The sequence below is a fragment of the Paenibacillus xylanexedens genome (genome assembly GCF_001908275.1).
GTDB classification, from domain to species: Bacteria; Bacillota; Bacilli; order Paenibacillales; family Paenibacillaceae; genus Paenibacillus; species Paenibacillus xylanexedens_A.
On record NZ_CP018620.1, the window covers coordinates 5,976,094 to 5,990,770 of the forward strand.

The following is a 14,677-nucleotide window of genomic DNA, read 5'->3' on the forward strand; positions in this document are numbered from 1 at the left end:
TCTATTTAGGCATGAAAGAAAAAATCCACGTCTTTTAGTTAGACGTGGATTTAGGAATATGATCAGCTACTAATTTTCAATTATGCCAATATAGAACGGACATTGCGTAGAACTGATTTCATAAATTCAGAGGTTGGTTCGGTATGCCCCGCAATTTGGATACGTCGTTGCCGCACATCAAGACTCTTCAACTGATCCGTCAAAACAACACCTGAAAATGGCAGCTCCTCTGGTAGTGTAACTTCAAAAGGATAATCTTTGGCTTGACTCGTTATGGGACATACAACGGCAAAACCCGTTATTTCATTGAATTCAAGTTCCGATAGAACAATAACCGGTCGTCTCCCGGCTTGCTCGTGACCCGCTTGAGGATCAAAGTCAAGCCATATCAGATCGCCTCGTTTGGGAATAATCAAAGTAACTCGTTCCCTTCAGTACCAAAGTCTATTTCTTCATGTCTTGTATCCTGTTTCACTTTAGAGAGCAAAGTCTTTAGATGGTTACGTAGTTCCTCATTGGACTCTACAGGCTTGGTTTTTGGACGCAACAACAATTCATTATCTTCTGTCACCAAAATCTCGATTTCCGAGCCTTCTTCCAGATTAAGACGCTTAAGCAATTGGTTAGGAATGCGAATTGCACTGCTATTTCCCCATTTGCTAAGTGTGGCTGTAGTCATGGCAATCCCACGCCTTTCGTTTGATTGATGCTCCAATTATACCTCACCTCCCTACAGTTGTATATCTATATGATATACATGAAACAATAAAAGGATACATTGTATTCAACCATAAAATAATGATTGTACAGCCTATGATTACGAATAGATATACCATTGCTATAAAGCAAAATGAACATATAAAAACCCTCGTTTGGTCGAAACGAGGGTTCCCCGTCAGATCATCCCCAACAATGAAAAACAGCTGGTATCCACTTCTGTATGAAGTGTCAATGAATCCAGGCCTTATGTACGGGTAAACATATTGCCGCAGTGTGTCCTGAAATGGACATTCATGTGAACTTTGACAAGCTCTATTCGCTATTGTTACTCTTTGTACAGGAGTGTTTCTTTTATATATAAAAAAGATAGATTCATGGAGGGAAAGCATGACAGAATGGATCACGCAATTTATACTCTTTTTTAAAGATTTGTCATACGCAGGTCTGGTTATTGCCTTGTCGTTTGAATTCGTACCTGCTGAACTTGTACTGCCCATGGCGGGATATTGGGTGTATCTTGGGGATATGAAACTTTGGCTGGCTATACTCGCTGGTACCGTAGGAGGTACGTTTGGACCTCTGACGTTATATGCCTTGGGACGATACGGCGGCAGACCGATGGTCGAAAAATTCGGCAAGTATTTCTTGATTCGCCCCCACCATCTAGACGCTTCCGATAAGTTCTTCGAGAAGTATGGCAGCGGGGTAGCTTTCTATGGACGTTTTGTGCCCGGCATTCGGACTGTGATCTCCATCCCTTGCGGTATGGCGAAGATGAATGTGTTTAAGTTCAGTATCTTTACATTCTTGGCCATGCTCCCGATCACCTCATTGTACATTTACTTAGGCTTCAAATTAGGCTCTCAATGGGAGCACGTGGACGAGATTGTTAAGCCTTATATCGTTCCGGCAGCGGTTATTTTCTTAGGTGCTTTTGGATTTTACGTGCTTTTGAAACGTTGGAAAAGAAGAACGGCTTTGAACAAGTCATAGGCTTGTTTAAGTAAGGAAATGAGATGCGCAGTTTGATGATTTTTTGAAATAGTCGTATGCTAAAATTCATCTGATTATATGTAAGACCCCACTCGATCCTAAGGATCAGTGGGGTTTTATCGGTTTAATGAGTATCTAACTAATAAGATACTGATAGAAAAATTAATTTCTATTTTAAGTCCCTTTTAGAATTGTTTTTAAGTCTTTTATAGACTGACTTGATAGCTCATAAGCATAATTGCTGTCAGATTCCATTACGACCATACCGACACTCTTATCAAAATCGATGTACAGATCAAAAATTTTGATATCATTGCTACTGTAATTAACAACTATTTTTTCGTCTGTTTTCCCTACATCAATAACCTTCTTGTTCTTTTGAGCAGATTCTAAAATATTTAGAATTTGATTAACAGTGTCTCTTTGAGTGATTTTGATTACATTTCCTTCCTTATGATATTCTATCTCTGCCACAACATCGTCATTGTTTTTTTGATTACAAGCTACAATGATAAGGAGACATAAACAAATTAAAAACAATAATACTATCCTTTTCATTTTGCATTTCCTTCCTTGTTCATAAAAAAACTCTTTTCCCACTCTAATGTTTAAGTGAGAAAAGAGCCAATAAAAATTATTCATTGCTTTGGTTTATACAACAATCCATAATTATTTCTCTGCAGGTAATTAGTTCATCTAAAGATCCTAAATTATTTTTTTCGCATGTTTCTTCAATATTTTTATGCCTTAAGTATTTAAATCAGTTCCTGTCGTCTTTTCAAATACATATACAACACTACGCCAGATGCCGCACAGATCACAGCACATAGACCAATGAATCCATATCCCGCCTGAAGTCCACGCAGCAGTCCCAACTGAGTCGTTGAACCGTACAAATTCTTCACGCCCTCAATCACCCAGCCAATCACATAGTTACCGATGACACTGCCAACCCCCATCAAGGTAACCGTGAATGTAATCGCGGTGTCACTGCCGTTCGGATATCTGCGTGCGATAAACGCCATAACTGTTGGATAGATCATCGCTATTCCCGCGCCAGATATCGCAAAGAAAATCGCAAGTCGCTCTCCCCCTGCAAGCGCCACGAACGTACACACTCCCGAGAAAGCCGAGAACAGAATCAGTGACAATACAAATCCGATCCGGTCCGTCAATGGTCCAAGCAGCAGTCGTCCCAGCGAGAACGTGAGGAAGAATGCAGATAATAACCCTGAGGCTTTGACCGTGTCCCACGTGTAGGCTTTTTCCAGGAAATTAACCAGCCAACCCCCAACCGCCAGTTCCGACACCACGCCAAAAGAAAGAATGAGCACCATCAGCCAAAGGGCAGGATCACGTGTTAACGTCTTCAGTGAAGTCCGATCTTCATGGGGAAGATCGTCCCCCGGGAATTTGCTGCGCAGCGCCGCAATAATCGGCAGCAGACAGAGTGACAACATCACCAGATACATGCCGCGCCAGTCCAGTTCGTGTCCAAACACCTTCAAGGACATGACACCTGTTGCCAGCAAAGGTGCTACCGTTGAACTCAGCCCATAGAAGAAATGGGACAGGTTCATCATCGTGCCTGTGTTTTTCACAAAAATCCGTGCACCCAGAATCGCCAAAGCAATCTCCAGCATGCCGTTACCGATGTACATGAAGAAGTACGATGAAGCAAAGAGTGGATAGGTATGAGACACATAAATGAACACACCCGATAGGATCATGGATGTAAACGAAATGATGCTAACCGCCTTGATGCCCCATTTGCGAACCAGAATAGCCGTGAAGGAGCAGGCGATCAGATAACCCAGTGCGTTCAGGGACAATAACGTCCCGAGCTGTTTCTCATCCAGATTAAAGTCGAATTGAATGCGCGGAATGGCCGGCCCCTTAATATTTTCCGATATACCGAATACGATAAATCCAAGAAAGATCGTTGCCAGCTGCATGGCGTACAGCTTGTTGAACTTTCGTTTGTTCCCTTGCGTACCTGCTTGCTGATTCAAAATAAGTTCCTCCAGTGTGTTCAGGAAAATGATTGCACGTTATAACTACGATTGCAGTACCATCTTCCGACCGCTGTTATCCCTGTATTTTTTGATTTGTTCCTAAAGGTGAAAATACAGTGATAAAGGCGTTCTTCAGATTGGTTCTGCCCTCTACGTTATCGTGTCAATGATTTGTACATTTGAAATAGGAAACATGGTTAAGCTTTATTCCTAAAAATAGAATACTCGTAAAAGCTCCTTTTTCCTTTACCACTGCTTCTCAATAACCTGAATGCGGTAGGTCAGGCTCTCCAGTGTAACAGCGACTAGACCAGTCACATATTCGCGCCGAGTGTCTCTCTGAATAATCAACTCCGGCATATGCTCCAGTGGAATCATTCGATCCAGACAACCTTGCGTCAGGTCATCCCTCATAGCAGGGTCCGTCGTATCCCCTGTGACTACAATCGTAGCGGGGTTAATGATCGCGATGATGGATACAAGCGTCTGTACGACGAGCTCCTGCAAACCCTCTGTCGTTTTCAACATGCGCAGTTGCTCTTCTCGTGACACGCCAAAAGGTAAAAAGGACACCTCGCCCCCAAATTGCGTATTCCCGGTCAGCGGACGACCATCAATGATAAAGCCTGCACCCGGAAAATGATTCTCCGGAAACGTCACCACCGCAAAGTTCTTCTCTTCCTCAAATTGCTGCTGGTTATACAGCCCGTAGACCGTCAGGTTCATGTCGTTGCCAATGACCACTTCCACGTCTTCATATTGCTCCTTAAGCCTTGCCCCGAGTGGCTGATACATCAGCTCCGGTACATCACAGATCCCAATCACGCCGTTGTGTGCCACACCAGGTATGCCAATACCAATCGCCAGCACATTGTGATGTTGTTCGATCAGGTTCGCAATCAGATCCTCTACCCCCGTGACATTAATCTCATCCAAAAAGAGTGTTTGTTCCTCCGTCATCTCTCCGTTCAGATTGGCATATGTATGTGTGATCGAGTGAATACCGCCCTCCGTTCGAATAATCAGGCACAGTACGCTGGCGTACTCCGCATTAAACTGATAGCGACTCGCTGGCCTTCCCCCGCTTGATTCGTCTGGACCCAGATCGATAATCTCGCCCGTTTGGAGTAATTCGTTCAGGATCGTGCCGCATGTCGCTACGCTGAGTTTTGTTAGGTTTGCGATGGAAGCCTTCGTGCCTACGCCCATTGATCGGAGTGTATTCTTCACAAGTTCAACGTTAATGCGCTTCACCTGCTGGGTGTTGTGTGATGTGGGTAACATAGTAAGTTATATGCCTCCTTTCGTTCATTTCGAACCATTCAATGAATGTTTTTAAAAGTATTTTAATAATTGAAGTGTAGGGGGATTTGGGAAGAAAGTCAATGCTTAATTCGGAGGGAAAAACGTTTCGATGGGAAGGCAAAAAGACAGTTCAAGATCATCTTGTGTGATCCTGCACTGTCCTTTAGTTAAGTTGACTTTATGTAGACTGGCTCATTTGATTTGCCAAGATGCTCTTCTCCAGTCGAACTTCAAATAACTTGCGGTTTAGATCCTGTTCCATGGCATGAAGGTGATACGCAGCCTGTTTTACTGTGTCCATGTGCAAGACTCCTGCTCGCTTGGCGATTATGTCCATGGCATCTAGGATGAGTTTGTTGCATGTGACCAGTTGACTCAAGTAATCGTCTTCTTGTTCGATGAGTTGTACGTACTGCAAAGCGAGGTCTTCGCTGTTGGTACTTGTCATGTCACCACTCCTAAAATTGGTACGCATAAGAGTACCAGTTATACAAAAAGTATATGGTACGCTCATGCGTAACGTCAAGACCATATGGAAAATTTAGGAGTGATTCAGCATGGCAAAGAAAGTCGTTGTTAATATTCATAAACTTACGGAAAAACATAATATCTCACTGCGCGAACTGGCAAGATTGTCTGATATCCGACACGCTGCGTTGAGTGAGTTGCAGTCTGGGAAACGTGAGAATATCAACTTTGCTCATATTGAGCGCATTGCAGAAGCGTTGGATATTGATGATATTAGGGAAATTATTGAGATTCGGGATATTTAGGTTTCTAAACTTATTTGAATCCAATTACGCATAAACAGTCAGAATAACCTTATTCTACAATATAATTAATAAGAGTCCTGAATGCTGGGATAAAATCATTATAGTTTGTTGAACCATCTTCGTTCTTTCCAAGATTTAAACCAACTACTCTAATATCCTTATCCCGATTATATCTTCTAACTTCTTCAATAGTAGGATTTGCTATCACCATATAATGGTGCCCTTTAAACACATCATGGAATTTTTCATACATATCTTCGAAGAACTTATCGTTAAAAGAAAAGCCAACAAAGAAAGAAGTTCTACTAGCCAGAATAACTTTTAACTTGTCCATTAATTCCTTTTCTTCATATAGCTTAGCATAATCTTCCTCAGTCACTATCATCGTTTCTTTTCTAGTAATGTGACCGTGTATATGAAGAACTTGCCCTGTTGCACTGAAGAGATTTGGCATATTGTCGATATCTTGCAAACATAATGGAGGACAGTAACTGTTTTGTTGGGAGCTAAAATCCTCTATACAATGATCGTAATTTGTTGTAATATACACGCTTGCTTTAAGTTTTAGTATATCCCCTATGTTATGTTCCGTTACAAGTACATCATTATTCTTTGAAGCTTTGATAATTTCAATAATTTTATCTTTTATTTGATCGTCTCGATTCAAACGTGTAGATTTTTCTTTTAAATAGCTCAATGCTTTAAGAAGATCTCCTGATTCTGTATATTCTAAGTATGTTAAACGTTGATGTTCCTCAGGAAACTTTGGCGCCAACTCTTTTAGTAGTTGAGTCCAATTTGGCAGGCCTAATGGAACTGAAAGCCCTGCCCCTATGAACGGCACAAGATTTTTTTGCTCCTCTTTTAAGTCTTGAAGATTATCGTAGGTTGGTGCATAAAAGTATTTCTTCCGTTGGTATTCTTTAATGCTTTGTTTTAAAGCTTCTACATTTTCTGAAGGTAAAGTATATAAATTACTTAAATCATGTGCAAGTCTGTTGGTGACCAGTTCGCCACAAACACTACAGGATTCATTTTCTTGTTCTGAAACGTAGCCAAATTCATTGTTCTCTAAATCACAAGTATAGTAAATAGTTCTGGAGCTTTGTTCCAAGATCCACATTATCATTTGTTTGAAATGTTCTTCAACAAAATGCTCGTTTATGAAGTCATCACTAAATCCATGGACTTGATTTTCATCTAAAAATCTAATTATCTTTGGAATAGAGTTGTCAATAAACTCTATAGGAATTAAGGTTGTCAATAACATTGTGGATGATCTCCTTATTCAAATGGCGTTTAGCACCAAAAATTACTTTAAAATAATTTTTTTTCGCTTCTATAGTAGTCTGAATCGTATCAATGTTTGAACCTTTATTAGGTTCAGTAAACCAAGACATAGACCAACTTTCTAAATACTTGGTACTTTCGAAATCTGTCAATAAACTATATAGAGTATCTGCATTAGCAATAGATTTATCTGCTCTTGTATTTCCTGTAGAACTTTTATTTGCTCGTGAATTTTTATAAGAGATCCTAGTTGGATATCCTTGAAGACCCATTGACTTGGCTTTTAGACTCATTTCTTTTTCGTTAATGCTATTCATTATATAAATCCCTAAAAGAAGGGCTGAAACTTTTGCTTCAAGCTCTTTTTGCTGGGATTCAGTAACCGGGTTCTTACAATCGTTTAGCAAGATTATTGCATTTGTACTAAATCTATTGATTTCAGCTCTCGATTTTTCATATAAATCTGTTCTAACATCATCAATCAGCTTATTAAACAAGAACTTACAGAAAGTTGACATCCCTTCCTGATCTTTTTCCTGTGAAAATTCAATATCAATACCTAATGGGTTAATTACCTTCTCCATTATGAAATTATATAAGATTGAGGGAGTATTCATTTTTTCATTATCTGCTTCATCTTGCACATTAGTTGTATGTTTATGCAGTACCAAAATACTTTGCTTATTAAAGTCTATTTCCACTCCTGCTAGTAAATACTCAGGAACAGTTTCATTAGGTTTATTCTTTTGCACTCTTTTTCTCATTACGTTCCGACCAATAAGAAACCTAACTGTTTCAATCAAACCTTCTTTTTCAGTGTAATCAAATCCCGCCATAAAACTAGCATCTGTTCTTGTTACATGAAGCAAATCCATAATATAGAATCCTCGTGTCGTCATAAAAGAATGTAGTTCATTCGTGACGTTCGCTTTGAATCCATCAATAATCTTTTCAACCCTTTTTAGGAAAAGTTCTTTAGGATGAAGAGTTTTTGTAGCAATCTTATGAATATAAGTATGAGTGAGCCTACCATAAAATAGTTCTTCAAAAAAAATTTTATCAAAATCTTTCTTTAGATTTCTATGATTATTAATCAGGTTTTCGTATAGAACTGCGAAACCCTCATCTGAATTTTCGTTTATATTTAACTCCGTGTTTAATCTTTTCACAAAATTTTCAGGCTTAATATGGTCAATAAACTTTTTTCCATTAAAAATGTACAGTTTCTCTGGTTCCATAAAATGCCTCCATCTGTTTTTTACATGCATACCTTAAAGTACTATCATCTTATAACAATAAAGTTGTATTACCAAGAGAGCATATGTTTGTTAGAATTTTACTTTTATAAATAAAAGTCTATATTTGAATTAAAACCTAAATATTAATTTCAAATCTATATTTTTATCATTTATCTATAATTTCTAAATATACCCTTATTACAGATTATTATATATCTAGAAGCAATACTTAAGTAATGCACCTCCCATTTGACACCTCCCTCAAAAAAGTCTAATCTAATAACGAACCAACCATTCACTATTAAGGAGTCGTTCCCGATGGTGCAAGCCAAGAAAGACGAAGTCAGGAAAGAGATTGAATATGCGGCGCTCAAAGTCTTTTTTGAAAAAGGCTATGTGGATGCCAAAATGAGCGATATCGCGGATGAGATCAATATTTCCGTGGGCAATATCTATACTTATTTTAAGAACAAGAAGGAACTATTCTACGCCGTCGTGCCGCCGGATCTGGTGGATTATTTGAAAAATGTGCTGGTGGAGACGATTCACTTTGATAACCAGACCTTGTTCGAGGAAACAGATAGCGAGCGAAAGTCAGCGCTGTTGCAGGAACAGGTGAACGTATTACGGAAATACCGGAATCAGATCGTGATTATCTTTGAAAAGAGTAAAGGCACCATTTACACCAACGCCAAGAATGAACTTGTTGAGCTGATGATCGAAACCAAGAAGGCCTACCTCAAGAACCAATATAAACGGTATGAGATTGGCACCGAGGAGAACCTGATCTTGCTGAACATCCTCGCACACAACGTGATCGACATGAACCTGGATCTATTGAAGCGAGAGATGAGTGAGGACAGCCGGAAGCAAATCTTTGATGCGTTGTATGTATACAGACTGTACGGCATGAAGAGTCTCAACGAATAATGCTCCTCTCATCACTTAAACTGTGTTGACAAAGCGTGCAGATCAGATCAACTTCACTTGGTTTGCACGCAAAAAAACCTCATCATAGATCAGCCTATTTTTTTGACTCAAAAACGAATTATCAATTCATTTTTCAAGTTGGATATTTACCATTTACCAAACTATCTAAGTTGAGCCTACATTTACACGATAACGGAGAGGACAGAAATAACCAGAGGAAGCGAAGCGTTCGCCTTTATCACCGGATTTCCCCCTAATAAGAGGGTATCAATAAGATTTGGGGATAACAGAGATCCGAAGGTTGTACTGTCATCGGAGTGACAAGTGTACATACCCATCATTCAACTTATATAGCTTCACCCCCACATTCTAAGGAGGAACACAACATGAACACCGCTTACGCATTAAAAAACGTCAATCTGATCCACGGCGATCTGAACCGCAATCTGCAAAAGAACATGACGATTCTCGTCAATGAACAAGGATTGATTCAGGATATCGGCAAAGATAATAAGCTGGTCATCCCAAGTCACTACACAACAATTGACCTCTCAGGGAAATACGTGATGCCAGGACTGATTAATGCACACGTGCACCTCTTTGCAGATGGTAAACCGTTCAGTCTCTCGGTCAGTGAAGGCTTGTTGCAGTTTGCCTATGATTGGATATTGAACACCAAGTTTGGTAGAAACGTTTTGAAAAAACGAATGAAACGCAACGCGCTGACCGCACTCCATGCGGGTGTCACAACGATGCGCAGTATGGGGGAATTCTTTTACACGGACGTCCAGCTGCGGGATGAGATTAATAATGGTGAATTTGTCGGCCCTAATCTGCTTGTCTCCGGGTTTTTCCTAAGTGTCACGGGCGGACATGGTGCCCCATTCCTCGCTCTGGTGGGCGATTCGCCGTGGGAAGCACGGAAAAATGTACGGCTCAATGTGAAACACGGCGTGGATCTGATCAAAATCTGTGTGACGGGTGGCGTGACGGATGCGAAAATGGTCGGCGAAGCTGGCCGTTTACAGATGACGGTGGAGGAAGTTGCGGCGATCTGCGATGAAGCGCATAAGATTGGTTTGCGGGTGGCAGCGCATGTGGAAAGCACGGAAGGCGTACGGGTTGCGTTACAAGGTGGCGTCGATACCATCGAGCACGGTTCGGAGATGGATGACGAAATCATTCGTTTGTATAAAAATAATCCCAATACCCTGAATGGCTACACCGCACTCATCCCCACCCTGCAAGCCGCTTATCCATCCGCTTCACTGGATACCAGCGTAACAAAGGTAAGTGCAACGGTAAAAGAAAATTCCAAACTGGTCTACGATTCCATGCTCAAAGGCGTAAAACAAGCGATCGAAAACGACATCACCATCGGAATAGGTACTGATGCCGCCATGCCTTACGTGACTCACTATGATATGTGGAGAGAAATGGACCACTACATGAGACAGGCTAACCTGAACAACAAACAGGTCATCGACATGGTGACCCGAACCAATGCGAAAATCCTCGGTGTTGAAGATGTAACAGGAACGGTGGATATCGGAAAACATGCTGATTTGATTATCATGGAGCAAAATCCGCTGGAACATAGCATGAGTACAACCATGAGCAGCATATCCACCAGCCAATATCAGATTATGTTTATCATCCTCCTCACCTTAGGCGGGATCATTGGGCAACTGATTAATTTCGAGAACATCTTGTCCAACATCATGACCAAATTCTCGTCCAATGGTTTAAATGAAGGATTAACGGTTGCCATCTCATTGTTGTGCGTGGGATCGATCCCGATTCTGGGGCCACTACAAAGTGCTTTACAGGGAGATAATACCTTTTTGCAAATGGGAAGATACAGAGTTACTTCTCACCATCAACACAGTGCCGGTGCTAAAAAAACGCAGAAGGACACTAAGTAAATCAGCACATCGGCATCCGTCGTGGTGGAAAGACAACCAAAACTTCAAACTATAGTTGAAGGATTAGGAAATCCACTCGCATTTCTTCTGACAGGTGGCCGAGTCTATGATTCCGTTCCAGCGATAGATTTACTTCGGGAATTTGATATTATGGGAAGACATATTCTTTTAGACAAAGCTTATCGCTCAGAAGCTATTCGGAATTGGATTAAGGAACAGGCCTCCTATATCATTCCACCTAAAGCTAACAGTCGAAAACTATGGAAAGTCGATTAGTTTTTGCACAAAGAACGCCACTTAGTGGAGTGCTTTTTCAATAAAACAAACATTTTCGCCGCGTAGCCACTCGTTATAACAAGCTTTCTAAGTTATTCTTGTCATTTGTATACGTGGCTGCTATTTTTTAATTGACTCAGTAATGAGTTTTCGGACACGTCCAAGTAATATTTTTAAAACACATATCATTAACTGGACTTCATTAGGAAATCTTATTTGACTTTTGTATATTTAACGAGTACGATTTTCCTCATTTTAAACACCTCTTTGTTCGGGAAATCATTTACAAACTGATAAGAAGCAATAACGACTATCATTTATTTCTCAACTACTGCTAGGGACCCGTAAAGACCGGATAGGCTATGTTGTCTTCAAAGCAGGGAGCTATGCAATTTAGATGTTCAAGATCTTTTTTTGCAGGAAACTGAAAAAGAAGCTTGACAGTAAACTGGCGTTTGAATTGGTATCCCCTTAAGAATAGACATTAGAATAGACATTAGAATAAGCCCCAGTTTATTCGATGAAATTCTAGGGGGGATATATTTGTATAGTATTAAAGAATAAAATTTTAGAACATATTGGGAATAAATCAAAAAAAACGGAATTTGATCTACGCTCCGTAACTACACTGGTTATGCCAACATTTTGAATCACGAACGTGAGCCGTTCTACCTGAGATGCTGGATAAAGCGGGGCATACTCCCCCTCCTACCCTCAACATGTGCAATACAGCGACTGCCATCGTTAGCGAACGAACCAGATGCAGATTACTTTTAAATCTTTCACTACATGATGAAAAACTTTTTCTACATGAAACACATCATACTTGGTATTAGATCCAACACTACCCAAAAAACATCTGCCAAAGTTGCTGCATATCCAATACGTACCTCTACGAGAGCGAAGCCAGCTCCTTAGGGTACGTATTAAAATCAATTTTATTGTTTATACTCGTAGTCGTCTTCAAACAACACTGAATCCCCATAGTCATTAATCTCTTAAGAACGCACAATTTTCACATACCTTCAAGCCACTATCACTTTAAACTAAATAATATTCTTTGACATAACTCTCTCTCAGTATGTATCAGTATATCGATTGACTTAACTACGTTTTGAAGTAAATCTGGAATATCAGTTAGTATAAACTTAAGAGCAACCATTCTTAAGAACACGTAAATTATCTTCTAATACTGAAAAATCATCCTAAAGCTTATCTTTAGTTTAGTGTATCCTCAGAGATCACACGGCTACCCTGCCCGTGGATCGATCATTGTGGTCACATACTAGGATATTAAGATCTTTTTTTACAGTAATCATCTAGATCAATATACGAAGTAACCTCCCTGTCTTCGAATAGTATTTTGACTACCACAATTTAAACGAACCGGACTCCTCTTTCCTCTATGAAACTATGACCATGCGAACTGAAGTCGTCTCTTATTAAAACTCAGGCTGTTTAATATTAAACCTAATTAATCACCCCGTTGACATCAATCAGAGTCCTTTTTTCTCTCTCCATCGCAACCAGGCTTCTCTTTTTTCTCTCGTAATGCAGAAATCCCCTTAACTCAAGAAGCGCCGTCTTCAAATACACCTGTTACATGAAAGGTTCCATAATCTCTGAAATTAATTCTTTCCTACAATAAATTGACGGAAGACTTAATCAACCAAGAGTATTCTTTAAAAGTCCGTTTCATCTATTTCTATATTTCTCGGAGCTTAATGTAGAATATGCCATCAATTTCTTTCATGAAATTCCTCTGAATCTAAGCCTCACAGGAAATTGCTCTTAAAAAGCAAGAATAAATTCAAAAAAAATATTTTATCGAATATATTGAAATTTATATAATAGTGGTTGACTATAAATTACATTTCTAATATTATTAAGTATGTTTATTGTTAAATTTTTCTTTTTATGAAACTATTTAATTTGTAAGTGCAGCATATTACTAAGTTATCAAAAAAAGCGGGTGGGACTTTCATGAAATGGTATGTTTTATTTGTTAAAAATGGTGAGGAAGACTATGTGAAACTTCAAATTCAAAATTATATAGGAACAATAGGATGCAATTGTTGCATTCCGAAAAGAATGGTACCGGAAAAGAAAAATGGTAAGGTCAATCATGTTGTAAAAAAAATGTTTCCTGGCTACGTTTTTATACAAACAAAGATGGACTTCTGCAAATACAACAAACTCAAGAAAATACCTCACATAATTGCATTCCTCAATTATTGTAATAAAAAGGATATTATATTTGATGCCGCTGTTGAAAATGAAGATGCATTTTTCAAGTCCATCACAGATAATGAAATGAAATTGCTCTTAGAACTATTAAATCCTCAAAATGATACTATGGAATATTCGAAATTTTGCTTGGATCAAGGGAATCTGAATATTGTATCTGGGCCATTAATTGGAAAGGAGGACCGCATAAGGAAAATCGATAAGCGGAAGCAACGAGCAAAAATCACAATTAATATTATGGGTAAAGAGAAATATGTTGATATTGGTTTCGAAGCATCGGATACTAGGCTAGATGATTTGCTAAGTTAAGAATAATACCTTTGAGGAAAGCTTATTCAACAAAACGAATACATTCTCAAAAGATTTGATTCAATTTTTTTAAAGAAGTACACAAGCATTTGTAATTATTTTTTTAATTTGGTTTTTTCCTTATATTGATAAAATCATAAAATCTGAGTTGGGAATTCAGATATCTGATGCAAAGGATCAATGAACATATGATGATTTAAATCATCGAAGACTAATAGTTAGCCATTCGAATTACACAAACAATCATAAAAAGAAGTACGTCATATGAGACAACATGTGGCATACAGATACTCCTCCCCTGCTACAATACAGTGTAGTATTTTTCGTACATTAAGGGTCGCGGACGAAAGTCGCTTTAATGGTGGTAAGTAGTGCAAAAGGTCGTTAACCGTATGTATATAATCCCCATGAAGTTAATGTATTTCGATCTTTTAAAGTAATATCTAGGTGTATCATTCAATCGAGTTATGTTCAGTCACTCAATTTTTATTACTTATCTTATATTCAAAAATTTCTTTTGAAATCTACTAAAATGTATGAATATACCATGTTGTTATTCCATAATGAACGGTTATCATTAATACATGAATGATTACGCAAGAAAGACACTTTTTATAATAAAGCAGAGAATCTTTTGTTTAATATTTCTAACTTTG

14 protein-coding genes are annotated in these 14,677 nt (G+C 39.0%); 6 read left to right on the forward strand and 8 right to left on the reverse strand.

Annotated features, from left to right (window positions below):
* Positions 1-80: 80 nt before the first annotated feature.
* Both BS614_RS26085 and BS614_RS26090 read right to left on the reverse strand, forming a co-directional pair.
* Complete coding sequence (locus BS614_RS26085; RefSeq protein WP_074096080.1) at positions 81-416, reverse strand: type II toxin-antitoxin system PemK/MazF family toxin; 336 nt, start codon at positions 414-416, stop codon at positions 81-83.
* The gene (locus BS614_RS26090; RefSeq protein WP_017687001.1) at positions 413-715 is read right to left on the reverse strand and encodes an AbrB/MazE/SpoVT family DNA-binding domain-containing protein; all 303 of its coding nucleotides are present in this window, start codon (positions 713-715) and stop codon (positions 413-415) included. Before BS614_RS26090 ends, BS614_RS26085 begins: the two co-directional genes overlap by 4 nt.
* A 392-nt stretch (positions 716-1,107) precedes the next feature.
* Between BS614_RS26090 and BS614_RS26095 the strand changes: the two genes are divergently transcribed.
* Positions 1,108-1,713 carry a DedA family protein gene (locus BS614_RS26095; RefSeq protein WP_036617246.1) on the forward strand — a complete coding sequence of 202 codons (606 nt, stop codon included), beginning with the start codon at positions 1,108-1,110 and terminating at the stop codon, positions 1,711-1,713.
* Positions 1,714-1,887: 174 nt separating this feature from the next.
* Here BS614_RS26095 and BS614_RS26100 read toward each other — a convergent pair whose 3' ends face one another.
* The 4 genes from BS614_RS26100 to BS614_RS26115 all read right to left on the reverse strand — a co-directional run bounded on the left by BS614_RS26100 (position 1,888) and on the right by BS614_RS26115 (position 5,481).
* Positions 1,888-2,271, reverse strand: coding sequence for a YhfM domain-containing protein (locus tag BS614_RS26100; RefSeq protein ID WP_074096081.1), 384 nt, complete (start codon positions 2,269-2,271; stop codon positions 1,888-1,890).
* A gap of 197 nt (positions 2,272-2,468) precedes the next feature.
* On the reverse strand, positions 2,469-3,668 hold the full coding sequence (locus tag BS614_RS26105; protein WP_074096998.1) for an MFS transporter: 1,200 nt from the start codon (positions 3,666-3,668) through the stop codon (positions 2,469-2,471).
* 306 nt (positions 3,669-3,974) lie between these two features.
* Positions 3,975-5,012 (reverse strand): ROK family protein, encoded by a 1,038-nt coding sequence (locus BS614_RS26110; protein ID WP_074096082.1) that lies wholly within the window; start codon positions 5,010-5,012, stop codon positions 3,975-3,977.
* A 199-nt stretch (positions 5,013-5,211) separates the two neighbouring features.
* On the reverse strand, positions 5,212-5,481 hold the full coding sequence (locus tag BS614_RS26115) for a hypothetical protein (RefSeq protein ID WP_074096083.1): 270 nt from the start codon (positions 5,479-5,481) through the stop codon (positions 5,212-5,214).
* 109 nt (positions 5,482-5,590) lie between these two features.
* Between BS614_RS26115 and BS614_RS26120 the strand changes: the two genes are divergently transcribed.
* Complete coding sequence (locus BS614_RS26120) at positions 5,591-5,806, forward strand: helix-turn-helix domain-containing protein (RefSeq protein WP_074096084.1); 216 nt, start codon at positions 5,591-5,593, stop codon at positions 5,804-5,806.
* 49 nt (positions 5,807-5,855) lie between these two features.
* On the opposite strand, the gene BS614_RS26125 is transcribed toward BS614_RS26120, so the two are convergent.
* Complete coding sequence (locus BS614_RS26125) at positions 5,856-7,076, reverse strand: SIR2 family NAD-dependent protein deacylase (protein WP_074096085.1); 1,221 nt, start codon at positions 7,074-7,076, stop codon at positions 5,856-5,858.
* On the reverse strand, positions 7,039-8,334 hold the full coding sequence (locus tag BS614_RS26130; RefSeq protein ID WP_074096086.1) for a hypothetical protein: 1,296 nt from the start codon (positions 8,332-8,334) through the stop codon (positions 7,039-7,041). Before BS614_RS26130 ends, BS614_RS26125 begins: the two co-directional genes overlap by 38 nt.
* Before the next feature lie 318 nt (positions 8,335-8,652).
* Between BS614_RS26130 and BS614_RS26135 the strand changes: the two genes are divergently transcribed.
* The 4 genes from BS614_RS26135 to loaP all read left to right on the forward strand — a co-directional run bounded on the left by BS614_RS26135 (position 8,653) and on the right by loaP (position 14,021).
* Positions 8,653-9,264 carry a TetR/AcrR family transcriptional regulator gene (locus tag BS614_RS26135; protein ID WP_074096087.1) on the forward strand — a complete coding sequence of 204 codons (612 nt, stop codon included), beginning with the start codon at positions 8,653-8,655 and terminating at the stop codon, positions 9,262-9,264.
* Between the two features lie 386 nt (positions 9,265-9,650).
* Positions 9,651-11,189, forward strand: a complete 1,539-nt coding sequence (locus tag BS614_RS26140; protein ID WP_084174751.1) for a DUF554 family protein — start codon at positions 9,651-9,653, stop codon at positions 11,187-11,189.
* 24 nt (positions 11,190-11,213) lie between these two features.
* Positions 11,214-11,465 (forward strand): transposase, encoded by a 252-nt coding sequence (locus BS614_RS32640; protein ID WP_167544422.1) that lies wholly within the window; start codon positions 11,214-11,216, stop codon positions 11,463-11,465.
* A gap of 1,983 nt (positions 11,466-13,448) precedes the next feature.
* A complete protein-coding gene (gene loaP, locus BS614_RS26150) occupies positions 13,449-14,021 on the forward strand; it encodes an antiterminator LoaP (RefSeq protein ID WP_074096088.1) in 573 nt (190 codons plus the stop codon).
* The last annotated feature ends 656 nt before the right edge of the window (positions 14,022-14,677 follow it).